The organism is Prevotella sp. Sow4_E9_plate (assembly GCF_052116205.1).
Classification (GTDB): domain Bacteria; phylum Bacteroidota; class Bacteroidia; order Bacteroidales; family Bacteroidaceae; genus Prevotella.
Genome location: NZ_JBQKLN010000027.1, coordinates 18908 through 44636, shown reverse-complemented (window position 1 = coordinate 44636; position 25729 = coordinate 18908). Strand labels below are relative to the sequence as shown.

Here is a 25729-nt window from a genome sequence, read left to right as displayed (position 1 = left end):
TTAAATAATATAACGTGGAAAAGATTCAGCTTCATTCCGTTCTCCCACAGGTCTTCGCCCAGCGCAATGACCTGGATTCGGAGATATGGAAGCAGGATGTCACCTTCGAGAAAGGGCATCTTTATCTTATCGAGGCAGAGAGTGGCAGCGGAAAGAGTACTTTCTGCAGCTATGTGCTCGGCTATCGTCACGACTACAGCGGAAGCGTGATGTTCGACAAGGATGTTACCGCTAATTATAAGGTTAAGGATTGGGTGGAAATGAGAAAGCGTCATATCAGCCACCTCTTTCAGGAACTTCGTCTCTTCCCGGAGCTTACCGCTCTGGAGAATGTAGAAATCAAGAACAAGATTACCGGATTCAAGAGCCGTGAACAGATCTTGAAATGGTTTGATATGCTCGGTATCGCCGACAAGGTGGACGCAAAGATTGGAAGAATGTCGTTCGGACAGCAGCAGCGTGTGGCGATGATGCGAGCTCTATGCCAGCCTTTCGACTTCATCCTTGCCGATGAACCTATCAGTCACCTCGACGACAACAACTCCCGTATCATGGCGGAAATCATGATGGCGGAAGCCAAGGAGCAGGGGGCTGGTGTCATCGTTACCAGTATAGGTAAGCACATGGACTTGCCTTACGAGCATACATTTAAGTTGTAATTTATCATTCGACACTTAACATTCAACAATTCAAAAATGAATTTAGTTTGGAAATTACTTCGGCAGCATATCAGTATACCGCAGTTTGCAGGTTTCGCCTTTGCCAATCTCTTCGGTATGCTCATCGTCCTTTTCGGCTTCCAGTTTTATAAGGACGTGCTGCCTGTCTTCACACAGGAAGACAGTTTCATGAAAGCCGACTATCTCATCATGAGCAAGAAGATAGGTATGGGAAATACCATCAGCGGCCGCTCCAATACCTTCACGGGTGCTGAGATAGATGATGTCAGAGACCAAAAGTTCGTGAAGAAGGTGGGAAAAATCACCTCTACGGAATATAAGGTAGATGCCCAGATGGGCGTCAACGGCGTGAATGTACTGAACAGCGAACTCTTCTTTGAGAGCGTGCCCGACGGCTTCGTCGATGTGCCGCTCAAGGACTGGAAGTATACGCCAGGAGCCAAGGAAGTGCCAATCATCCTCCCGCGTACCTATATTAATATGTATAACTTCGGATTCGCCCAGAGTCATTCGCTCCCGAAAATCAGCGATGGACTGATGGGAATGATTGATTTCAATATCCAGATTCAGGCAGCCGGCAAGAAGGAGCTGTTCAAGGGTAAGGTCATCGGATTCTCTTCCCGTCTCAACACCATCCTCGTGCCACAGGCATTTATGGACTGGAGTAACCAGGAGTTTGCTCCAAACCAGAAGAGCGATCCTAACCGCCTCATCGTAGAGGTAGGCAATCCGGGAGACGAGAACATCACCAAATACCTGGATGATAACGGATATGAGGTGGAAACCGACAAGCTTGATGCCGAGAAGACCACCTATTTCCTTCGTATGATGGTATCCATGGTAATGATTATCGGACTGGTCATCTCCATCCTGAGTTTCTACATTCTGATGCTCAGCATCTATCTGCTGGTACAGAAGAACTCATCCAAGTTGGAGAACCTGCTTCTGATAGGCTATAGTCCTGCCAATGTGGCGAAGCCATATCAGGTGCTCACCATTTCGCTCAACCTGGTGGTGCTCATCATTGCCTGGGTCATCCTCTTCTTCGTCCGTGGCTACTACATGGAGTTCATCGAGGCAATCTTCCCTGACATCGAAGAGGGCACCATGCTCCCATCCATCTGCTTAGGCATGCTTTTGTTCCTGATAGTCTCTATCCTGAACATCCTCGCCATCCGTCGCAAGGTAATGACCATTTGGCAGAGAAAGGAGTAGGGGCAGCTCGCCCCTCCTCAGGTCCGTTTCAGCTCCTCTTCAGGCCCTCTTCAGGTCCGTTTCAGGTCCCCCTCAGGTCCGTTTCAGGTCCTCCTCAGGTCCGTTTCAGGTCCTCCTCAGGTCCGTTTCAGGTTCTCTTTAGGTCCCCTCTCAGGGAGCCTAGCCCCCGTTCCAGGCGATTCCATCGCCTGGTATAGAAGGTCAGTCCCCCGAGGCAGCCCTCCGCCTCGAGCCCCTCGAAAAATTATAACCAAACCCCCGTTATAAATAATAATTTAAAGAAAATCTGCGTTATTTCCTTAACGCAGATTTTTTTTATGTTATAAAACACAATTTTTCATGCAGATGTAACACTTATATCGAATTTTTTGTTTAATTTTGCACCCGTAATAGATATTTGGGGGCTATTCCCCCGTATTATTAATTAATTTTATAAAAAAAGGTATGCAGAAAAGATTGCATTTATTAGTGGCTTTGCTGGCCTTTATGGTTTCAACCGCTATGGCGCAGATTACTACATCTGGCATTAGTGGTAAAGTGACTGCCAATGGTGAGGACATCATTGGTGCAACAATCAAGGCTGTTCACCAACCTTCTGGTACAGTCTATCGCGCAGTGACCAACATTGATGGTCGTTATTCTATTCAGGGTATGCGCCCAGGTGGTCCTTATGTCTTGGAAGTTTCTTATGTAGGTTACAAGACTAAGGAAGTTAAGAATTTTAATCTCTCTCTCGGTCAGAACACCATTCTGAACGAAAGTCTCTCTGAAAACGCAGAGATGTTGCAGGATGTTGTTGTTACTGCTGATCGCAACAACAATATGCGTACTGACCGCGCTGGTGCTACAACAAGTATCAATGCCGACCAGATTGAGGCTGTTCCTACCGTATCACGTAGCATGAACGACCTCTTGAAGTTGACTCCTCAGGGTGCTAACGTAGGTAGCGGATTCTCTGTTGGTGGTGGTAACTACCGTCAGTCTTACGTTACTGTCGATGGTGCTGCTTTCAACAACGCCTTCGGTATTGGTGGTAACCTCCCTGGCAACGGATCTCCAATCTCTCTTGATGCTTTGGATCAGATTTCTGTATCTTCATCTCCATACGATGTTCGTTTGAGTGGATTTACAGGTGGTGCTATCAGCGCCGTAACCAAGAGCGGTACCAATCAATTCAAGGGTACAGCTTATATGTACACTACCAACTCTCACTTGCGTGGTAACAAGGTAAGTGATTATGAGTTGAACCGTCTCCAGTCTCATTCTACTACATGGGGTGCAAGTTTCGGTGGTCCTATCATCAAGGATAAGTTGTTCTTCTTTGCCAATGGTGAATATCAGAACAATATCTCTGCTGGTCCTTCTGGTACAGCTCGTGTAAATGCTTCTGATGAGTGGTCTCCATCATCAGGTACTGTTCATCGCCCATTGCAGAGCGACATGGACAATATGCTCAGCTTCCTCAGCAAGAACTATGGTTACAACCCAGGTCGTTATCAGGGATATTCTCTTGATACTCCATCATACAAGTTCCTGGCTCGTATCGACTGGAACATCAACGAGAACAACAAGTTGAACATCCGTTTCTCTAAGAGTCACGACAAGGATTCTTCAGCTCCATCAAGCTCTACAACTCCATTCAAGGATTCTGTCATCTATCCTGGTGGTGAGGATGCTACGGGTGGTAAGTCTCAGTCTGGTCGTACAGCTAACGCTGGTCTCTACTTCGAGAGTGCACGCTACTATCAGGAGAAGAACTTTACTTCTTTCGCTGCTGAGTGGAACTCTAAGTGGGGTGGTGTAAACAATGTTCTCCGTGCTACTTACTCTTATCAGGATGAGCCACGTACTTATGTGGGTGGTATGTTCCCAACAGTGGATATCCTGAAGAATGGTTCTTACTATATGGGATTCGGTCCTGATCCATTTACTGAGGGTAACCTCCGTCAGGTGAAGACTTTCGTTGCTACTGATGAGGCTACATGGTCTATGGGCATCCAGAACTTCACCGCTGGTCTCCAGTTTGAGACCAACAAGGCTACCAACGGCTTCGGTGCAGCTTCTGCCGGTTACTATGTATTCGAGTCTATGGACGACTTCATGAACGGCAAGGCTCCTAGAAGCTATGGCGTTACCTTCCCAATGGACGGTTCTGGCCAGTTCCTGGCTACCATGAAGTACAACCAGTTCTCTGCTTACGTTCAGGATCAGGTTAACTTCTCTGACCGTTTCCGCCTGACAGCTGGTTTGCGTTTCGAGTTGCCTATCTACCCAGAGTTGGAGAACAACTATAACAAGGCTTTCGCTGCCATGAAGTGGAAGAACGATGCTGGCGTTGAGTCTCAGTATTCTACCGATCAGCTCCCTGATGCTCCATTGACAGTTTCTCCTCGTGTAGGTTTCAACTGGGATATCCTCGGCAACCACAAGTTGGTTCTCCGTGGTGGTACAGGTTACTTCATCGGTCGTCTGCCATTCGTATGGCTCGTATCTGCAGTAGGTAACGCTGGTTGTGGTCAGTACACCTATTATTATAATACTCCATCTGACAAGGGTGCTACCTATAAGATGGATAAGTTCTATCAGAGCCGTGAGGATCAGTTGAAGGTATTGCAGCAGCAGGGCTTGGCTGTGAACCGTGAGGATGCAGCTGCGCCTTCTACTCCTACCATCATCGACAAGGACTTGAAGATGAACGCTACATGGAAGACTTCTCTGGCTTTGGATGCCAAGTTGCCATACGATATCGACTTCTCTTTGGAGGGTATCTATAGCCGTGAGTTCAATCCTGCTACTGTCATCAACCTCGACCGCTACTGGGATGGTAAGTCATACACAGAGCTGGCTCCTGGTGACAAGCGTAAGTGGTATTCACGCAACTCTTCCATCAACCCTTACATGATCACAAATGCTGGTCATAAGGCATACTACTACTCAATCACTGCATCTTTGGCTAAGAAGTTTGCATTCGGTTTGAACCTCTCTGCTTCTTACACCTACTCTAAGGCTAAGTCTTACGGTGATGGTGTGGGCGACCAGGTTTCTTCTGCATACTACAACAACCGTTACTCTGTAAACGGTAACAACGATATGGAGTTGGGTTATGGTACCTACGTGGCTCCTAACCGCTTGCTCATCTCTGCTTCTTACAAGAAGGACTACGGCAAGAACTTCGGTTCTGAGGTCGGTTTGATTTACGAGGGTATGAACATGGGTTATGCTGATGGTTACAGCTGCACACGTTACACTTACCAGTTGACTGGCAATGTAGTTAACGACTACGGTTCTAACGGTTTGGTTTACATCCCAGCTTCTCGCGAGGCTTTGGATAAGTGGAACTTCAAGGACAATGGTAAATATACTGCTGAGCAGCAGAAGGATGACTTCTGGGCTTACATCAACCAGGATGATTATCTGAAGAATCACAAGGGTGAGTATGCTGAGCGTGGTGGTGCTGTAATGCCTTGGCATCATCAGTTGGACTTCAAGTTCAACCAGAACTTCTACCTCAACGTAGCTGGTCAGAAGAACACTCTCCAGTTTGGTGTTGACATCAAGAACCTCGCTAACCTGCTGAACAACAGCTGGGGTCTCTACAAGACTGTTAACAACACCAAGTTGTTGAAGTATACTGCTGGTAAGGATGGTGCTGCTGGTTCATTCCAGTTCCAGAAGAACGGTAAGGATGTATTGTCAAAGACATACACTAACTTGACAAGCTTCAACTCTACCTATTCTATCCAGTTCTCTATCCGTTATATCTTCAACTAATAGAGATTTCGAATACGAATCATCAATAAGCGCCCTGAAAGGGAAAGCATTGTATATAGAATGCTTTTGCTCTTTCAGGGCGCTTTCTTTTTGTCCCTTTTCTCCATACTTACTGATATTTTTTATTTGTAACACGTTTTTCTCACGCTAATTTCTTGTTATTTCAAATATTTTAGTTATATTTGCACCATATTGTATAAAATGGGTGAAAAACTTGCCTGTTGGCGGGGTGAAACCTAAATTATTAACGAAATAATCTAAAGAAATATGCTGAAAAGATTGCATTTACTTCTGGCTTTGTTCATCCTGACGGTGAACGCTGCCATGGCACAGATTACTACCTCTGGAATCAGCGGTAAGATTACATCTGATGGCGAGAACGTCATCGGAGCTACTGTTACTGCTACTCACCAACCTTCCGGTACCGTATATCGTGCCGTTACTAATATCGATGGACGATATACCATCCAGGGTATGCGACCAGGTGGTCCTTACAAGGTAGACATCTCCTATATCGGCTACAAGGACAAGGTGATCAAAAACCTCAACCTGAGCCTCGGTGAAACAGAGAATATCTCATGCTCGCTCCAGGAGGATGCCCACCAGCTCCAGGAAGTGGTGGTTTCCGGTAAGGCGGGTCTTGCTGCTTCCCGTACAGGTGCTGCTACCAGTATGACTGCTGAGCAGATCAACAACATGCCTAGCATTACTCACGGTATTGCTGACGTGGCTCGATTGAACCCACAGCTCACTGTTACCAATTCCGGAAACATGTCGTTCGCCGGTGTCAACAACCGTTACAACAACTTCATGATTGATGGTGCGGCAAACAATGACGTCTTCGGTCTGGCATCCAGCGGTAACAACGGCGGTCAGGCTGGTGCTCAGCCGGTATCTATGGAGACTATTGAGCAGATTCAGGTTTCCGTGGCTCCTTTCGATGTGCGCCAGAGCGGATTCACCGGAGGTGCCATCAACGCCATCACCAAGAGCGGTACCAACCAGTTCCACGGTTCGGCTTACTACTATGGCTACAACCAGGACCTCATCGGTACCAAGTATCCTTACCTTGATGGAACGGGTTATGCACCAAAGTATCAGAAGCAGACCCAGTATAACATGGGTGTCACCCTCGGTGGACCAATCATCAAGAACAAGCTCTTCTTCTTCGCCAACTATGAGCGCACCAACAAGGAATATCCTAATCTCTATGGTGTAGACTCCGGCAATTCCAAGGTGAATACCGAGCAGGCAAAGGATATTCTGACCATGCTCCAGAAGATAGCTGAAAAGCAGGGAGTCAACTTCAACGATTACTACAGTAACCAGGACATCTACACCAAGAGCGATAAGGCTGGATTGAAACTCGACTGGAACATCAACGAGTTCAATAAGTTTGCCATCCGCTGGAGCCTGGTCAAGGCTGAGCAGTTGAGTGGTGGCGGCAGTGCCAGCAGCTTGAACTCATACGGTTACAGCTATCCGTTCAAGAGCAATACCAACTCCTTCATCGCTGAGCTTCAGAGCCGATTCTCTCCAAGTGTGAGCAATGAGGCACGTGTCAGCTTCGTAAGAGTGCGCGATAGCCGTGACATCAAGGCTCATCTACCGATGATTTCCATCACGGGCGTTGGTAGCGGTACTGTCAATATCGGTACTGAGCGAAACTCCCAGGCTAACTACCTGGATCAGGACATCTGGACCATAGAGGATAACCTGACTTGGCTTCGTGGCAACCATACCTTCATCTTCGGTACCCACAACGAGTTCTACCATTTCAAGAATATGTTCATCTCGGATAAGTTCGGCTCCTATACCTTCAAGGGATACGACAGCTTCAAGGCTTATTACGATGACTACATGGCTGGACAGCTGGACCCTAACAAGGCTTACATGAACCAGTACCGTTATGGTCAGGCTAACACCGATGTTACCGGCGACCCTAACTGGGCTTCAGAGTTCTCATCTGGTCAGTTCGGTTTCTATGCACAGGACAAGTGGAATGCAAGCAACAACTTCACCTTGACCTACGGTCTGCGTCTGGATATTCCTGTATTCTTCGATACTCCAGTGGAGAATCCGGAGTTCAACGCCTTGTCAGAGAAGATGGGGTGGGGATTGAAGACCAACGATAAGCTTAGCTTCTCGCCAATGCTCTCGCCTCGTGTAGGTTTCCGCTGGGACATCAACAACGACCGTAAGTTCATCCTCCGTGGTGGAGCGGGTGTCTTTACCGGTAGAATCCCATTCGTTTGGGTAAGCAACAACTACTCGGGTACAGGTCTGCAGCTTTCTTCTTACGATAGCAACAACTCTTCTACCAAGGGATTGGAACTCATCCTTGACCCAACCAAGCAGAATGCCAATGCTGACAAGATGAAGGCGAGTGCAGGCAACCAGGATGTGGCTGTATGCGACAAGAACTTCAAGTTCGCTCAGAACCTCCGTCTCAACCTCGGTTTCGACTTCGAGGCTTTGGGTATCGACTGGACTGCTGAGGCTATCTACTCCAAGACTTTGAACGATATCATCTATAAGAATCTCGCTCAGGAGCAGAGTGGTCAGACCTTCTCACAGAAGTACGGATATGAGTGGGACAACCGTCCGCTCTATCAGAGTGTGGTGAAGGGTACTCCTATCGCCGGTGTCTATGCCCTCGGAAATACATCCAAGGGTTATACCGTAAACCTCTCGCTCAAGGCTGAGAAGCATTTCAACTTCGGTCTCGACCTGATGGCAAGCTATACCTGGACCCGTTCACGCAGTGCTGCCAACGGTGGTTCTTCTGTAGCAAAGAGTAGCTGGACCTACCAGTATACCCATCGTGACTGCAACGATCTGGAGGTGGGCAACTCTGCCTACAATGTGCCTCATCGCATCCAGGCTTCTGCTTACTACCACATCAAGTACGGTCATCAGAAGCAGTGGCAGACCACTCTCGGTGTCATCTACCAGGGTAAGAGCGGTTCTCCTTATACCTATTATTATTATGGAGACGTAAACGAAGACGGATCTAAGGGTAATGACCTCTTCTACATCCCAACCGATGCACAGATTGACAAGATGCGTTTCGAGGAGACCAAGTACAACAAGAATACCTTCACTAACCGTATGTTTGGCGACAATCATGGTGATAAGCTTACCGAGGAAATGCAGCGCGAGATGCTGAAGAAGTGGATTGCTGACGATTCTTATCTCAGCAAGCATCGTGGAGAATACTACGAGCGTTATGCTGACAATCTGGCTTTCGAGCATCATTTCGATGTTCACTTCGGTCAGAAGTTCAGCTTCAAGGTGGCTGGTCAGATCAATTCCATCGAGCTGACCTTCGATATCCTCAATGTAGGCAACCTCCTGAACAAGGACTGGGGTCATACCTACGGTGACGGTTTCGGTACCTATTTCTCACCTGTCAACTATCAGGGTGGTGGTGTTTACCAGTTCACCGGTGCCTATGCCTACAAGAGCTATAGCGATTACTACAGTCGCTGGCGTGGTCAGGTAGGTTTGAAGTACACCTTCTAATCTCTGCCATTTTATTCAAACTCCATAGAGTCCCTAGTGTCGCCAAATGCGATACTAGGGCTTTTCGTTAATATAAGGCAAGTTTATAATAGTTGATAAAAAACGAAAAGAGGGTGTATCATGAATTTATGATGCACCCTCTTTTATTCGTATATTAAAGATATATTGTCGGAAAAGACAGGATATATTTCTGAGTTATTTAGTATCTACGGCCGCACAACAGCTGTTGTGCGCTTGCATAACAGCTGATATGCGCTCGCACAACAGCTGATGTGCATGCGTTGCCCAACTGTTATGCACCAACTTTTTTTTCCTTCTCTATATGAACAAATCCTTCTTCGGCATATCTGCCATGAACTGCTTGCGGAGCTTCTCAAAGAATGCCATGGTGTCGTTGCTGAAGCCGTGACCCTTCCAGGTGGAGGTGTTGGTGATGAGAATCCAGCATTGACCATCGGGGTACTTCAGGACTATGGCAGAGGTGCCGGCAAGAGAACCGGTACGAATCCACGGACGATTGCTCTTTGGGGTGTAGTTCCAACCGATGGAATACTGATGGTCGGGCTGCTCGGTGGTCATAAACTGGATGCTCTTCTGGCTGAGAATGTCCTTGACATGAGGCAGACCGTCGATGCTGGCGATGAGACGGCTCAGTTCGGCTGCTGAACCACACCATGCTCCGGCACCAGAGAGACGTGGAAGGTCGGTATCGCCATAACACTTTTCTACCATTCTGCCACTGTTGTTGTATTCATATACCGGGATGCTGCCCTGGTGCATGTAATACTTCGTCTCGTTAGGACGGCGGTCCTTGTAGTAGGTGCCGGCAATATGCATGTCGTAGCATCCGGCAGGCTGGAGCACGTACTTCTGCATGAAGTTCTCGTACTTCATTCTGCTCTTCTTCTCGATAATCATCGAGAGAATCATGTAGCCCAGATTGCTGTAGCATTTGCCCTCGCCCGGCGTATAACCCAGATGGCGCTTCAGGAGAATCTTGAGCAGGGTCTTATGGTCTGGAGGCGTGGTGAGGTGGTTCTGCATCATGATGTAGCGGGTAGAGGATACCGGGTCGCCGGCATAGTTGTTGAAACCTGCCTGATGGCGCAGCAGCTGTTCTACGGTGATGTTGTAGTAGCGCTGGTCCTTGATACTGTTATTGTAGGTGGTATCGTTCAGGATTCCCTTCGGTCCGAATACCTTCTCGTTCATCTTGAGCTTCTTCATCTCCTGCAGTTTCATGATGCCTACAGCAGTGATAAGCTTTGATACAGAGGCGAAGCGCATCAGCATGTTCGGTTCCATTCGGATGCCCCTCTCCTTGTCTGCCCATCCGAAACCGCGGGCATAGAGCAGGGAGTCGTTGCGGGTGATGACGAGCTGTGCACCGTTGATTTCCCATCGCTTGAGGTATCTCTCCACGAGCGAATCCATCTTGTGATATTCCTTTCCCTCGGTGAGGGCATTGCTGATGGAATCGTTGATATGCGCCTTGGGGAGCGTATCCTTTGCCTTCTCCTTATCCGAAGATGAGGTGCAGCGCGATACGCAACTATGTGTAGACCATGCGACGATGGCCGTGAATGTGAGCAATATGATAGCTATTCTTTTCTTTCTGAGTCTTCTTGCCATATTTATTGATGATGTTTTTTACAGTTTACGGCTTGCAAAGATACTGCAATCTGATGAAACGGCAAAAAAAATAAAGTTAAACATCTACAAACATGAACGGTTAAGCAGATTTTTATGTATCTTTGCACCGTAGAAATACTTGAACAGGTAAATGAAAAAGATTATTAAAAGGATATTCAGATCCTTCTTATATATAATAGGTATGGCAGGGCTTGCTCTCTTGCCCGACATCTGGCTCTGGCATCTGGGAGTGAGCGGGTGGCCTTTGGCGCTAGCCATTCTATGGTGGGTGCCTTCCTTGCTGCTTCTGCTAGCAGAGGTAGGGCTGCAGATGGGCTTCTTTCATAAGCTCTCCGTCCGCATCCTCTTCACTACGATTCTGTTTTCGGTGATGCCTAAGGTGGTGTTCATCCTCTTCGATTTCATGATGCCGTGGTTCTTTGCCCTCCTTCCGGCGCTGGCGCTGATGGGATGGTTTGCCTTCGGATTCATTGAGGGCTGGAAGCGGTTGGAGATACGGTACGTAACCTATGAATCGCCCGACCTTCCACCTTACTTTGACGGTTACCGTCTGTTGCATTTCACTGATTTTCATCTGGGTTCTTTCCCGAAGGATAGTGACTTCGTACAGAAGGTAGTGGATGCAGCCAATAATGAGGAACCGGACATGATGCTCTTTACGGGCGATCTGGTGAACAATGATGCCAGGGAGGTGGAGCCTTATCTGGAAACGCTGAAACAGCTGCATGCCCACGATGGCATCTTCTCGGTATGGGGAAACCATGATTACTGCGAGTATGGCAACAATCACACGATAGCAGGACTGAGAAACAACTGGAAGCTGCTCTATAACTATCAATGCCAGTTGGGGTGGCATCAGTTGATGAACGACCATTTCACCGTGAGTCATGGTATGGCTTCCATCGATATCATCGGTGTGGAGAATGCGGGGCAGCCTCCTTTCAGTAACCGCAGCAAGTTGCCGAAGGCGATGAAGGGACTGAAGAAGGAAGGGTTCAAGATACTGCTGACCCATGATCCGCATCACTGGCGCAGAGAGGTATGGGACAGACCTGTCCAGCTGACACTGGCAGGACATACACATGCCGGACAGTTGCAGATAGGCAAGTGGACACCAGCCCGCATGGCATTCAAGGAGTGGGGTGGTGTTTATCGCAAAGGCAGTCAGATGCTGAACGTTTCATCGGGTATTGGCGGCTCCTTCCCGTTCCGATTGGGAGCATGGCCAGAAATGACTGTAATAACGTTAAAAAGAACTTTAAAATGACCTCATGTTGTTAATTATTTTTAAATACTCTCTTAAAACATTAGGTTTTAAATAAATATCTGCTGAAATTTTTGCTGATACGAACAAAAATTGTATCTTTGCACTAGTTTTCGCATATATTTGGGCAAATGGGGGGTGTCGAGACGACTGTACTCCATTTGTTTTTTTATGCCTCCCCAAATATCCCTTTTCTCCTCTCTTTATTTCCAGTGAAATGGAAGAAAGGAAAACTAATCATAAAGTTCCAAGTTTCAAGTTCAAAGTAAAAAGTTCCAAGTAAAATGAAGATTCCAGTAGAAGAACAATATAAATTCGTGAAGTTATCGCTTCCTGATGGTAGCAAGGCTGAAGGTCATGATGTGTTGCTGCATGCCTGCTGTGCGCCTTGTTCGTCAGCGATTGTAGAGTGTATGCTTCGCAACGGCATGAAGCCGACGGTATATTTCAGCAACAGTAACATTTATCCCTTACAGGAGTTTGAAATTCGCAAGCACGAGCTGATGCGCTTCCTGGAAGCGCAGGGGGTTCCGTATGTGGAGGATGAGTATGATCATGAGGAATGGTTGGCTACCATCAAGGGGTTGGAGCTGGAGCCTGAAAGGGGAAGCCGTTGCTCGATGTGTTTCCGGTATCGTTTGACGCATGCGGCTAGGTATGCTCAGGAGCATGGCTTTCATCTGCTTACTACTACCTTGGCTTCTTCCCGGTGGAAGAATATCCAGCAGATAGATGCAGCCGGACATCTTGCCGTAGAAGGTTGTCCGGATGTAGAGTGGTGGGATATGAATTGGAGAAAGGGCGGTTTGCAGAATCGCCGTGGAGAATTATTGAGAATCAATGAATTCTATAACCAATTGTATTGCGGTTGTGAATTCAGCATGAGATAAAGTGTTTTTCTGCGCAGGGATTTTAGGCACGGACTACACAGATTACACGGATTAATGACATTCATGATAAATCCGTGTAATCAGTGTAGTCCGTGCCTTTTCTATATTCTAGGCTAGATGCCTATTTAAGAAAGGCCTGTGATTTCACCGTTAACCACATCGATACGCTCAGCCTGTGGGCTCTTTGGCAAACCTGGCATACGCATGATAGGACCAGCGATGACTACGATCATTTCAGCACCCATGTTCAGGGTGATGTCGCGAACGTGGAGTTCGAAGCCTTCTGTTGGACCGTAAGCCTTAGCATCGGTAGAGAAGCTGTATTGGGTCTTGGCAATACAGATAGGGAACTTCTCTGCACCCAACTTCTTGATCTCGTCAATCATAGCCTTTGCAGAATCGCTCATGGTTACGCTGCCGGCACCATAGAGATTGAACGCAACCTTCTCAATCTTCTCTTCTACAGAATCTTCGTCAGCATAAGTGAAATAGAGAGGAGCAGATGGACGCTCATCGATGGTCTTTACTACGAGTTCTGCCAATTCCATCGCACCCTTGCCACCTTCGGCGAAGGCACTGTTGACAGCGAATCCGCAACCCATCTCCTCACAGTGCTTGCGCAATACCTCAATCTCCTCGTCGGTATCAGTAGCAAACTTGTTGAAGGCGATGACAACGGTCTGACCAAAGCTCTGAAGGTTCTTCACGTGCTTGTCGAGGTTCCAGTAACCAGCTTCCATTCCTGCAACGTTAGGCTGCTTGATATCTTCCAGAGCTACGCCACCGTGCATCTTCAATGCCTGGAGAGTAACAACAAGAACGGTAAGGTCTGGCTGCAAACCAGTCTTGCGGCACTTGATGTTGTAGAACTTCTCTGCGCCGAGATCTGCACCGAATCCTGCCTCAGTGATGGCATAGTCGCCATACTCGAGAGCTGCTGCTGTAGCCATCACAGAGTTACAGCCATGAGCGATGTTGGCGAAAGGACCGCAGTGAACGAAAGCAGGAGTTCCCTCTGTGGTCTGAACCAGGTTTGGCTTCAGGGCATCGAGGAGGAGGGCAACAATACTGCCACCTACACCCATATCCTTGACGGTGAATGGTTTGTCATCCTCAGTGATGCCGAGGAGAATATTGTCGATGCGACGACGGAGATCGTCTACACTTGTTGCGAAACACATAATAGCCATGATTTCTGAAGCTGGAGTGATATCGAATCCTGCCTCTGTCTCGATGCCGTTCTTATCGCCGATACCGGTGATGATGCGACGGAGACCACGGTCGTTGACGTCCATTACTCGGCGCCAGAGAATCTTCTTGAGCTTGAATCCCTCTGCCTCGTGCTGGAAACGGTAGTTGTCCAGGAGGGCAGCAATCATGTTGTTGGCCTCTGTGATGGCATGGAAGTCGCCAGTGAAATGGAGGTTGATCTTATCCATAGGCAATACCTGTGCATAACCGCCACCGGCAGCACCACCCTTCATGCCGAAGCAAGGACCGAGAGAAGGCTCGCGCAATGCAACAACTGCCTTCTTGCCAATCTTCTGCATACCGAGGGCGAGACCCACGGATACGGTGGTCTTTCCATTACCAGCCTTGGTAGGACTGATAGCGGTAACGAGGATAAGATGATGGTTCTTAAACTTGTTTCTGTCAATTTTGTCCGTAGTAATCTTAGCGATGTAACGGCCGTAGTTTTCTACTTGGTCTTCATGGATTCCAAGTTCTGCTGCCACTTCATTGATAGGGCGCAATTTTACTGATTTAGCTATTTCAATATCTGTCAACATAAAAATGTATTTGTATTTTGCTGCAAAGGTACGCAAAAGTATTCACATAATGGCAAATCAATGTATAAAAAAACAAAAAGTGGGGGAGAAGGAGTTTATTATATACTAAAAAAGGAGTTTTAATATAAACGAAAAAAGAGGCAGATTCACATCTACCTCTTTTTTGCAATCTAACTAACTTTCTATTCTCCAATAGAAATACTACATTTTAAACTATATGTGTTAATTTTCCACAGTCAGCCTGTGGCTGACCAAACCTATGAACTTATCTTTTTATTTTCTAACGTAGAGCTTAAAGCCCTTGACGCTGCCCGGTGCACCCTGCTCGGCACGTGGCAAGTACTCGAAAGCTGAAATGGTAACCTCCTTACCCATATCCACGATTCCCAGATGTGGGAAGTTGGCGCCCTTCTCGGTCTGCCAATAGGTGCTCTCCTGGAGGTCGAACATCTTGTCGAGAGTTGAGTTACCCTTCTCGCTGTCTGCGTAGTAAGCCACCCAGTTGTTGCGGTCAATGCGGTTGCCGCTGGCATCCTGGAGATAAAACTCGGCGATGGCAATCTGGCTGTCGCCGCTCTGGCTGCTTTCTGCCTGGATGGCGAAGTAGCGACCGGTTACAGGCTTGTCGAGCTTGATGGTCTGCCAGCCGTTACCAGCCTTGAACTCGCCCTTCAATACAGGAGTCTCTGAATTGAGATCCATGCGATGACCAGGCTCGTTGTGCTTGTTGCTCTTTTCGAGATTCAGCTTGTCTAGCTCCGGATGATTCTGGCAGAAAGCGGTAGGAGCCACGGTAGAACCTGGTTTGCCTGCTTCACCCTTAGGACCTACTACATCGAGAACAATCACCTCGTTCTTTCCCTTCTTCAACCAGCAGCCTGGGAGATAGAGGGTCTGCTGAGGACCAATCTGCCAGAAGCGGCCGAGGGCATGACCGTTTACGTAAACCTGACCCTTGCCGAATGCCTCCATATTAATAAAGGTGTCGCCCACCTTCTTCAGGTTGAAGTAGCCGCGATAGTAACCCGCCTTGGTCTGGAGACCGCGCATCTTGTTGGTTGGCATGGCGAGTGCCTTCACTGCCGTCTGGTAATCATCAGCGATGGTGCTGTTGTTCCATCGGGTAGGGGTGAGGGCAAGTTCGCAATCCTCCTTCTGAGTAGTGAGGGTTACGTTGCCGATGATACCCTTGTAGTCTTTGATGGCACGACCGAAGTTGATTCTTCCCATACCTTCTACCACGATGGTGAGCTGAGCACCCTGTGGCATGGCTGGCAATTCGAGTGATTTCTCGTTCTTTACACGGTCTATCTTGCCAACATATTTTCCGTTCACATATACCTGGGCAAAGTCGTGGAACTCGCCGGTCAGGGTTGATGTACTTTCGATGGCTGGAACGGTAGTCTCGTAAACCATGGTGCCCCATCCCATGTCCATATCCTCGAAGCATTGAGGAGCATGGGTTTCCTTCGCCTTTCCGATACCATAGCTCAATGGCTTGTATTCGGTAAACTTGAATTCTGGCACCTTGATGATCTGCATCGGAGCCTTAGGCACGGCTGGCAACTTCTTGCCGTCGTTGTATTTCGCCATCATCTTCTGCAGTTCGTAGAACTTAGGAGTAGCCAATCCCCATTCGTTGATAGGGGCATCGTAATCGTAGCTGGTTACGTCTGGCTGGAAACCTGGAGAGTTGGCACCTGCCCAATGGCCGAAGCTGGTTCCGCCGTGGGTCATATAGAGAGAGAAGCTGATGCCTTTGCTCAGCATCTCGTCCATTCCTTCTACCATATCCTTGGCAGGACGGGTTTCGTGGCGTGCTCCCCACTTGTCGAACCAGCCGCTCCAGAACTCAGAGCACATCTTTGGGGCGTTAGGACGAACCTCGCCGAGACGCTTAAACTGCTGGTCGATGTTGGCACCTGTACCGAAGTTCATGGTCCAGGTAAGGTCATCGAGACCATTGTTCAGGAAGTTGGATGACCAGTCGCACTGGAAGAGGCTCACCTTGTCGAAGCCACTCTTGCGAACGATGTCACGGATAGCACTTACGTATGGCTTGTCCTTTCCGTAAGAACCATATTCATTCTCCACCTGAACCATGATGATAGGGCCACCATTCTGGATAGTGAGTGGAGCCAGCTGCTTGCCTACTTCCTTCTCGAATATTTCTACACGCTGCATGAAGTAAGGGTCCTGCTCACGAAGCCGGATGTCCTTCTTCTTGAGGAGCCACCAAGGCAGACCGCCCATTTCCCATTCAGCACAAACGTATGGACCCGGGCGAACGATGACATACATGCCGTTCTTCTGGGCGAGGCGGCAGAAAGCAGCCACATCGTTGTTGCCTGTGAAGTCAAATTTGCCTTCCTCCTGCTCATGGATATTCCAGAACACATAGAGGCAGACGGTATTCATGCCAAGAGCCTTGCACATCTTGATGCGATGCTCCCAGTAGGCACGAGGAATACGAGGGTAGTGCAACTCGGCAGCCTTAACCACGAAAGGTTTGCCATTGAGAAGGAATGTCTTGTCGCCGGTAGTGAAGGTGCCACCTTTCTGTGCAGCCATCATCTGAGCCGGTGCCAGTGCCAATAGCGAGGCAAAGGCTAATGTCTTGATTGAAGTTGTTACTGTCATTATACTTATTTTTTTAGTATTCTTGATAAAACATTTGCAAAGATAACGGAAAATCTCCTTTATGAAGGATAAAAATCGTTCAATAAAAGGGATTTTTCGTTAAAAAGGGACTATTTCAATCATTTTTGCATAAAAGTCGTAATGCTTCGTGGAGTCAACTGAGTGGTTCCATCGCAACTTCCAACAGGCGCTAAACTCTCGGCAGAGATGTCGCTGGTACGATACATCTGCCAGCTTTTCTGCTCCTGATTATCGAGTTGGAAGTTGACAGGCTTCACATCCTCAGAATAGTTGATTGCCACAATCACCCATTTGCCATCTGCATTCTGATAGGCAGAACACATTACACCGTAAGGGTCGTTGTAGCCTTCCTCTATCTGCTTTCCGTCGGCAGAAGTTGTAGCGATATCGAAGCGCTGGGCACCAGGACGGATAAAGCGGGAATAGTTGCCGAGTGCCCACATCAACTTGGAATCTACTGCCCAGCCGCTCTTCCATCCATCCTTGCTGTAGATGCGGATGAGTCCATCGCGGTAGTCACCGCCAGCAGAACGCCACCAGCTCCAGCTCTCGGCATTGGCATATACCAGGTCGTGATGGATGACACGAGCCACATAGAGGGCTGTCTTCATCGAGAAGTCGTAAGGAGTTCCGCCACCAATCTCCTCGTCGTTGCCCATGATGCAGAGTTCTGTTTGCCAGAACTTGATGTTCTTCTGCTTACATGCTTCCCTAATCTTCATTCTGATTTCTCTCATGTATGGAATTGGGGTATTGGTCCAGTAGCTGTGAGCACCGATGAGAGGGGGGAGTTGCTTGGTCTTGCCTAGATAGGTCTGCGTACTGTCCTTGGTGAAGAAGGAGTTGATTTCGTAACCTCGCTGCCAGTCGGCCATGTGGGTGCCAAGCAGGCAGCGATAGTCGCTCGACTCATTGATGAGAATCTCGGTGTTGAGCTTGTTTTTTACCAATGCTTTGCTTACCTCCTTTGCCACCTTGGCAAACTCACGGTTGGTAGCTGGGGTTCCTTCCTGCTTCGGTCCTGTCCAGTTCCAATGTCCATCCGGCTCGTTGATAGGGCTGATGTAGTTGAAGTGGATGCCATCGTGCTCTTCGATGCCTTTGAGAGATGTGGCGATGAACTTTCCGAATTTGCCGTAGCAATCATCCTTCAGATTGATGGTGCCGCCGCGCCCTGTGTTGGTTGCGAGTCCGTTCTTGGTATAGAACACGGGTGCTGAGTTGCAGAAGGCGAGGAAATAAGGCACACCTCTCTGCTTGGCGAGCTTGAGAAACTTGCGCTGTCCAGCCTGTTTGCTCCAGTCGTAGGTGCCGTCAGCATTGAGAAAGCATTGGGTTCTTGTGCCCGGCTGAATCTGCGAAGCCTCTCCCTGTTCCTCGCTTCCGGCTCCCAGATTGAATCGCCAGATAGACAAGCCGATGCCTTTAGGCTTGCCCAAGGCATCATTCTCGGTAGAGAAGAGCCAGTCGGCAATCTGCTCCTGCTGTTTCTCTGACCATAGACCGAGAAACTGCATACTCCATGCATCGCTGGCACCGAAGTGCTGGATGTGCTGCTCCGGGCTTTGGGTAAGGATGGTATAACGGGTTGTTCCTTCCTGTGCTGCCTGCATGTTGATGCTGGCGATGAGCAATGCAGATAAAGCACCGTATTTCATATAATTATGTGCCATAATAGAATTTTATGTTTGATGTGTTGTTCAAAAGACAGATGGATGCCCTTGCTGTTATTTTATCACGAATTTCTTTCCGTTTTGGATATAGATACCCTTGGCGAGTCCTTCTGTAGAATCTGCATGTTTGCGAACCAATTTGCCCTCGATGCTGTAGATGTCATTGCTACCGGCCTTATCTGCCTTGATATGGCTAATGCCAGTATTGATGGCATCTTCGAAATCAATCACGATGGTTACAACGCTCTTGGTTGGGATGGCAATCAGCTTATCCAGACTGAAACTGCTCTTGATGTGCTTCAGGTTTTCTTTCGCAGATGTGCGGTAAACGTTGATATCCTTGGCAGCCTTCTGTCCCTCAATGTTGATGCGTACACTGTTTTGTGATGCCATCATGTTTACATATACCAAAACGATTCGTTTGCCATCTGGAGAAAGATAGGCAGATCCCAGAAGCTTATTGAGATCTTCTGCCTTATTGGTGATATGGTCGATACGCTTGTAACCAGGGCGGATGAAACGGCTGTAGTTGCCGAGTACCCAGAGGTTACTGTTGTCGGTGATGGTACCGCCGTTCTGGATATCACCATAGCTCTCGTTGTTGTTATCGCCCTGGGCATTCATTCGCAAGAGATAGAAGCGGTTCTTCTGTCCCCATTTCTCTTGTGCGAAAGAGGTCCAGTAGCTCCATGATGCCATATTGCCGTAGGTGAGATCGCAGTGGATAAGCTTACCCATATAGAGCGAGATGTCCATATAGCTGGCTGCATCGTAACTGGAAGGGAAACCTGCTGAAGTGGATGGCTCCTTATCGAGCATGCTCCATTCGGTTTGATATACATCGAGATTGTATTCCTGAGCCTTGTTCCATACGTTCTGACGGATGTCCTTCAGGTCGGCATTCGTGCCGAAGGTCCAGTAGCTATGACCAGCGATGGCTCTTTTCAGGTTTTTCAAGTCGCCGATGTAGGTGCTGCTGTTGCTGGTATTGAAGAAAGCCTCTATCTGGTTGTTGGCTCTCTTCTCGGTTCCGTCTTGATAGAGTGCCTTCCATTGGCAGGCTTCCGGCAGGAGTATCTGGGCAGAGAGTCCCTGGTCGGTAATGCTTTTGTCCAACTCTCGGGCGAGCTTGGCGATGCACTCGTTGGTCCATGGTGAACCTTCCTGACCTTCTGTCCAATCGTATTGTGGCTCGTTTACCGGGTCAATGAGGGTTATGTTGTAGCCTTCGTCGGTGAAGTGCTTGGTTGTGGTCGTGAGGAATTTGGCAAAGTCGGCATAGTGATTGTCTGCGAGATTGCTTCCGCTCACACCCTTGTTGGCGCATGCCTTGCCGTTTTTGGTAAACTGTACTGGGGCTGAATTGGAGAAGAGCAGAAAATGATCTACTCCATATTTCTTGGCTTGCTGCATGAAGTATTGTTGACCTGCCGACTTGGTCCAGTCGTAGTTGCCATTGGCATCCAGATAGCAGTAGCCGCGTCGGGTGATGTCTTCGATGCCACTTTGGCTGCCTTGTTCTGCTGAACCGGCACCCAGGTTTACGCGCCACATCGAGAGACCGATGCCTTCTGGGTTACCATCGGCATCCATTTTCTGGCTGAAGAGCCATTTCGCCGATTTCTCTTTTTCTGCATCACTGAAATATTTGCCCACAAAATCGGCTGTCCAACAGTCGCTTGATCCGAAGTCTGCTATGGTCTGATAGCAGATGTTGGGATTTACGGTGACCGTATATGATGATTGCGCATATAAGTTGGCAGTCATCATCAAGGCAGCTGTGAGGCTGAAGATGGATTTTTTTTTCATTTGCTGAGGCTTTATATATAATAAGGTGTATGGATAGCAATATTTTTATGAAAGAAAAGGGGCAGGACAAGAGATTTGTCCTGCCCCCTTTGATATTTTAGTTGTAACCTTCGTTCTGCTTGATGGTTCCGTTACTCATGGTAATTTCTGAGTTAGGGATGGCGAAGAGAAGGTCGCGAGGTGCCTGGAAGTTGATACCCTCGTTGCTGTTCTCCTGCTGGTTGGTGGTCTCGTATGGGTCGGTAGATTCCTCCATGTTGTACTTCACGAAAGTACCGTTAGGACCGAATACGTGTTCCATCATTGTCTTTCCATCATCCATCTTCCAGCGGCGCAGGTCGTCGAGGCGGGTTCCCTCAAGTGCCAGCTCCAGACGGCGCTCGGTGCGGATAGCATCACGAAGGGCTGTGCCTGTGGCGGTAACTTCTGGAAGTTGAACACGCTGGCGTACCTTGTTGAGTGCCCACTGTGCCTCACTGTCGTGATTGAGAGCATTCTCTGTCTCTGCATACATCAGCAATACCTCTGCATAGCGGAGCAAGCGGATGTTCAATGGATTGTGAGGTGCATCGTATGGACTAGGGCGCCTGTTCACTGGGATGAAGAGCTTCATGTTGCAACGGCCAGACTTATGCTTGCTGGCTGAAATCACGTATGGGTTGTCCTCATTCCATGTTGGGTCACCAGGAACATCTGTTTGTCCATCGTGAAGGATGGTATAGCGAAGTCGAATCTCGTCTCCTGCATCCTTGAAAGCCTTTTCCAGGTTGCTGGTAGGAAGACCCCATGACCAACCAGCGTCGTCACGTGAACCAACCAAGACAGAGTAGCGCTCACCCAGAGAATACTGGGTATCATCACTGGTCTGAATCTCGAAGAGACTCTCCTTGCCATTGTTGTAGTCGATGTTCCAAACCTGGCTAAAGTCATCCATCAGTTCATATTCCGGTGTTCCGCTGGCATGAGAGCCACGGCAGGTGAGTTCCTGCAGGATAGGCTCAGCTTCAGCATACTTACCCTGGTAGAGATATGCCTTTGCCAACATACCCTTGGCAGCACCGCTGGTAGCACGACCGATGTCGTTGGCAGATAACTCTGCCTTCTTTGGAAGATCGGCGAGGGCATCCTTGAAGTCCTGCTCAATCTGAGCGTAGGTTTCTGCTGTGGTAGCTCGGGTGATACCCTGAACCTCAGAAGGCATCTTGAGTGACATTACCAATGGTACACCGCCAAAGTTCTTCACCAGTTCGAAGTAGTAGAAGCCGCGGAGGAACTTAGCCTCGGCAATCAGGCGCTTCTGATACTTCTCGTCGTTGAATTTCAGTTGTGCAATCTTTTCGATGGCGATGTTGCACTGGGTGATACCCTTGTAGCGATACTGCCAGAAATTCTGTACGGCATTACCCAAGTCGATGGTGTTGCCGGTAAACATGGCTGCTGCTCTATATTCACCCGGGTCCTGTGTGGTGTTACCCATCCAGCAATCATCGGTGGTAATGTTGCAGAGGTTGTAGAATTTGTAAATCTGCCACCAGTCATCACATGCGATGAAGTTGTAGCAACCGGTAATCTGCTTTTCGCATTCTTCCTCGGTGGTGAAGTAGTTCTCCATATCCTGCTGACCGCGGATAGGCTCCTCAAGGAAGTCGGAGCAAGATGTCAAGCCCATGGTCAGGGCAGAAGCCAAGGTCAAACTTATGATATATCTTTTCATAATCTTGTTTCTTATTTTAATGATTACATATATTATAATAATGTATATTCCCTGCGATTAGAAGCTCATGTTCAAGCCGAAGAGGAAAGTACGTGGGTTAGGATAACCTGTGTAGTCGATACCTGCCTCTGTTACACTTTTACCCATTGATGCTGCTTCTGGATCTGCACCAGAGTAGTTGGTGATGGTAAAGAGGTTCTGAGCTGAGAATGACAGACGCAAGTTCAGCTTGTTGTTGAACCACTGCTTAGGCAAGGTGTAACCAATCTGGAGCAACTTGCAGCGGAAGTAAAAACCATCCTCTACGAAGAAGTCGCTTACTCGCTTGTAGTTCATGTTGGAATCGTTGACAGAGAGACGAGGGAATTCTGCACCTGTGTTGTCGGTTCTCCAGGTCTTGTCGTAAGTGCCGGCATATACATTCTGACCGTCGGTTCCAGCATAGCGACCGATGTTCTTGTTGAAGATGTCGTTGCCGATGGTTCCGTAGAAGTTGGCTACGAGGTCGAAGCCCTTGTATGCCGCATTCAGGTTCAAACCTACCATGAGGTCTGGGAATGGATTACCGATATGAGTCTTATCGTTGCTGTCGATAACGCCATCATTATTCAAATCCACGAAACGGAGGTCACCTGGCTTGGCATTTGGCTGCAATGACTCGCCATGCTCGTTGGTGTATGACTTCACTTCTGTCTCGTTCTGGAAGATACCTGCTGTCTTGTACCCCCAGAACTGGCTGAGAGATTCGCCCTCGGCATTGCGAACGATGTAGTCGCCACTGAATCCACCTGTCCAGATGTAGTCACCATTCAGTTTCACTGCCTTGTTCTTTACCTGAGAAAGATTCAGACCTACGCCGTAGGTGAAGTCCTGGATTTGGTCGTTCCAGTTGATACCAAGTTCCCAACCAGATGCCTTCATTTTACCTACGTTCTCCCACATCTGTCCGTTCCACATTGGGTAACCGAGGATGAGGAGGTTGTCTTTCTTCATCAGCATATCGTGAGATGTCTTCTCGAAGTAATCCGCTGTAATCTTCAGGCGGCTCTGGAGAAGAGCGAGGTCAAGACCCACGTTCCAGTCCTCCACGGTTTCCCACTTCAGGTTTGAGTTTCCGATACCGCTCACGGTAGAACCGATGATGCGGTTTGGAGTTCCACCGAATACATAGGTTGTTGTACCGATAGAGCTGAGGTATGCCGAGTTGTCGATGTTCTGGTTACCAACCTTACCCCAACCAGCACGGATCTTGATGTCATCAAACACCTTCTGGTTCTTCATGAACTCCTCGCCGGTAAGGCGATAAGCTCCAGATACAGATGGGAAGGTAGCCCACTTGTTGTCCTTGGAGAACTTGGAAGAACCATCCACACGGATAGATGCTGTGAGGTAGTACTTCTCTGCGTAGTTGTACATCACACGTCCCAGGTAAGATACCAGCGAAGTGAAGCTGTCGGTACCCGTAGCTGCTGGGTTCTTGGTTCCTGAGCTAGGGTAGCGCAGAGACTCATCATTATTTGGGATGTTCTCTGAGTAAGCATTAGCCCAGTAGTCCTGGAAGCGCTCCATAGTGTAACCGCCCATCAAGTTGATGTTGTGTTTCTTGTTGAGGGTTGTCATGTAGTTCACGGTGTTGGTCCAGTTCCAGTCCACCCAGTTCTCCATCTTTCTGGTAGCGTTGTTGTTCTGGTTCTGTTCCAGGTTGTCGATGAAGAAGTTTACGTTGAACGAATCGGTTCTGCGGAAGCGGGCGTTCAAGCCGAATGCTGATTTGATGGTCAATCCCTTGATTGGGGTGAGACTTACGTATGGAGTTGCGAGCAATCCATATTCGCTAGCACCAGAGTCCATACGTGCCATAGAAGCCACTGGGTTCCATTCCTGGTTGTTGTGCGAACGGTCATAGTTGCTGTATGGATTGCTGGTCCATTCGCTTTTTGGTCGCATCACTGGAGTAGTTGGATCCATCGCCATGATGGCACTCATCAGTCCTGGGGTGTCATCCCACTGCTCGTAGCGAGGAGTGAAGTCAACACCAGCCTTGACAATCTTATTGAAATTGTATTCGGTAGAGAAACGTGCAGAGAGTTTCTGCCACTGACCTACCTTGTACTGAGAGTCCTGCTTGTAGTAACCGATGCTTCCAGAGTAAATCATCTTGTCGTTACCGCCAGAGAATGAAAGGTCATAGTTCTGCTGTACGGCTACATCATTGATACATTCTTTCCACCAGTCGGTATAGGTGTCAGCGCTTCCCTTGAAAGGAGAAACGTTGCCATCGTTGGTATAACGAGTATCAAACACTTTCTTGTATTCCTGAGAGTCTGCCATATTCTGCTTCTTCAATGTTTGGAGACCTACGGTGGCTGTTACATTGAATTTGGCATCTCCCTTCTTGCCTTTCTTGGTGGTGATCAAAATCACACCATTCGAAGCACGGGTACCATAGATAGCTGATGCAGAGGCATCCTTCAATACCTGCATGCTCTCGATGTCGTTCTGGTTGAGGAAGTTGATGTTGGTACCTACAGGCATACCATCTACAACGTAGAGAGGATCAGAACCATTCACGGTAGTGACACCACGGATGATGACACGAGGAGAAGCACCAGGACCACCGGCGCCACTAATCTGTACACCGTTCACCTGACCCTGGAGGGCGTTCATCACGTTACCGGTAGAGAGCTTTTCCAGCTTGTCGCCCTTGATGGCTGAGATAGAACTGGTGAGGTCGCCCTTCTTTACCTGACCGTAACCGATGACAACCACCTCGTTCAAGTCGTTTGCATCGTCCTTCAGTACAAAGTTGATCTGTGAACGGTTGCCAACCTTTTCTTCCTGTTTTGCCATACCTACGTATGAGATAACGAGGGTAGCGTTCTTGTCGGCATCGATGGTATAATGACCATCCAGGTCGGTAACAGCACCTTTGTTGCTACCTTTCACCTGTATGTATGCTCCAATAACTGGTTCGTTGTTGCTGTCCACGACATTACCCGTCACTTTCACGCTCTGAGCGTTCATATTGAGGGCGAAACTGGTTGCCATGGCTGCTATGATATATTTCTTGTTCATATTACAATG

The 25729-nt window shown here is 48.3% G+C and carries 13 protein-coding genes; 6 read left to right on the top strand and 7 right to left on the bottom strand.

What is annotated here, in order from left to right:
- Positions 1 to 14 precede the first annotated feature (14 nt).
- From ACTQ53_RS11055 to ACTQ53_RS11040, 4 genes are all read left to right on the top strand, one after another.
- On the top strand, positions 15 to 659 hold the full coding sequence (locus ACTQ53_RS11055) for an ATP-binding cassette domain-containing protein (RefSeq protein ID WP_217761184.1): 645 nt from the start codon (positions 15 to 17) through the stop codon (positions 657 to 659).
- A 36-nt stretch (positions 660 to 695) separates the two neighbouring features.
- A complete protein-coding gene (locus ACTQ53_RS11050; protein ID WP_441933054.1) occupies positions 696 to 1895 on the top strand; it encodes an ABC transporter permease in 1200 nt (399 codons plus the stop codon).
- A gap of 444 nt (positions 1896 to 2339) precedes the next feature.
- Positions 2340 to 5666, top strand: coding sequence for a TonB-dependent receptor (locus ACTQ53_RS11045; RefSeq protein ID WP_441933053.1), 3327 nt, complete (start codon positions 2340 to 2342; stop codon positions 5664 to 5666).
- Between the two features lie 267 nt (positions 5667 to 5933).
- The gene (locus ACTQ53_RS11040) at positions 5934 to 9191 is read left to right on the top strand and encodes a TonB-dependent receptor (protein ID WP_441933052.1); all 3258 of its coding nucleotides are present in this window, start codon (positions 5934 to 5936) and stop codon (positions 9189 to 9191) included.
- A gap of 318 nt (positions 9192 to 9509) precedes the next feature.
- On the opposite strand, the gene ACTQ53_RS11035 is transcribed toward ACTQ53_RS11040, so the two are convergent.
- The gene (locus ACTQ53_RS11035) at positions 9510 to 10823 is read right to left on the bottom strand and encodes a serine hydrolase domain-containing protein (RefSeq protein ID WP_294967945.1); all 1314 of its coding nucleotides are present in this window, start codon (positions 10821 to 10823) and stop codon (positions 9510 to 9512) included.
- Between the two features lie 202 nt (positions 10824 to 11025).
- Between ACTQ53_RS11035 and ACTQ53_RS11030 the strand changes: the two genes are divergently transcribed.
- Complete coding sequence (locus tag ACTQ53_RS11030; protein WP_295346843.1) at positions 11026 to 12111, top strand: metallophosphoesterase; 1086 nt, start codon at positions 11026 to 11028, stop codon at positions 12109 to 12111.
- Positions 12112 to 12392: 281 nt separating this feature from the next.
- Complete coding sequence (locus ACTQ53_RS11025) at positions 12393 to 12998, top strand: epoxyqueuosine reductase QueH (protein WP_441933051.1); 606 nt, start codon at positions 12393 to 12395, stop codon at positions 12996 to 12998.
- Positions 12999 to 13123: 125 nt separating this feature from the next.
- Here the strand turns inward: ACTQ53_RS11025 and ACTQ53_RS11020 are convergent, their stop codons facing one another.
- The 6 genes from ACTQ53_RS11020 to ACTQ53_RS10995 all read right to left on the bottom strand — a co-directional run bounded on the left by ACTQ53_RS11020 (position 13124) and on the right by ACTQ53_RS10995 (position 25720).
- A complete protein-coding gene (locus ACTQ53_RS11020) occupies positions 13124 to 14788 on the bottom strand; it encodes a formate--tetrahydrofolate ligase (protein WP_294967952.1) in 1665 nt (554 codons plus the stop codon).
- A gap of 273 nt (positions 14789 to 15061) precedes the next feature.
- The gene (locus ACTQ53_RS11015; protein WP_441933050.1) at positions 15062 to 17428 is read right to left on the bottom strand and encodes a beta-galactosidase; all 2367 of its coding nucleotides are present in this window, start codon (positions 17426 to 17428) and stop codon (positions 15062 to 15064) included.
- 119 nt (positions 17429 to 17547) lie between these two features.
- Complete coding sequence (locus tag ACTQ53_RS11010; protein ID WP_441933059.1) at positions 17548 to 19107, bottom strand: glycoside hydrolase; 1560 nt, start codon at positions 19105 to 19107, stop codon at positions 17548 to 17550.
- A 69-nt stretch (positions 19108 to 19176) separates the two neighbouring features.
- A complete protein-coding gene (locus ACTQ53_RS11005) occupies positions 19177 to 20931 on the bottom strand; it encodes a glycoside hydrolase (protein ID WP_441933049.1) in 1755 nt (584 codons plus the stop codon).
- A 97-nt stretch (positions 20932 to 21028) separates the two neighbouring features.
- Entirely contained in the window at positions 21029 to 22645 is a 1617-nt protein-coding gene (locus ACTQ53_RS11000) for a RagB/SusD family nutrient uptake outer membrane protein (RefSeq protein ID WP_297158892.1), read from the bottom strand.
- Between the two features lie 57 nt (positions 22646 to 22702).
- A complete protein-coding gene (locus tag ACTQ53_RS10995) occupies positions 22703 to 25720 on the bottom strand; it encodes a SusC/RagA family TonB-linked outer membrane protein (RefSeq protein WP_441933048.1) in 3018 nt (1005 codons plus the stop codon).
- Positions 25721 to 25729 lie beyond the last annotated feature (9 nt).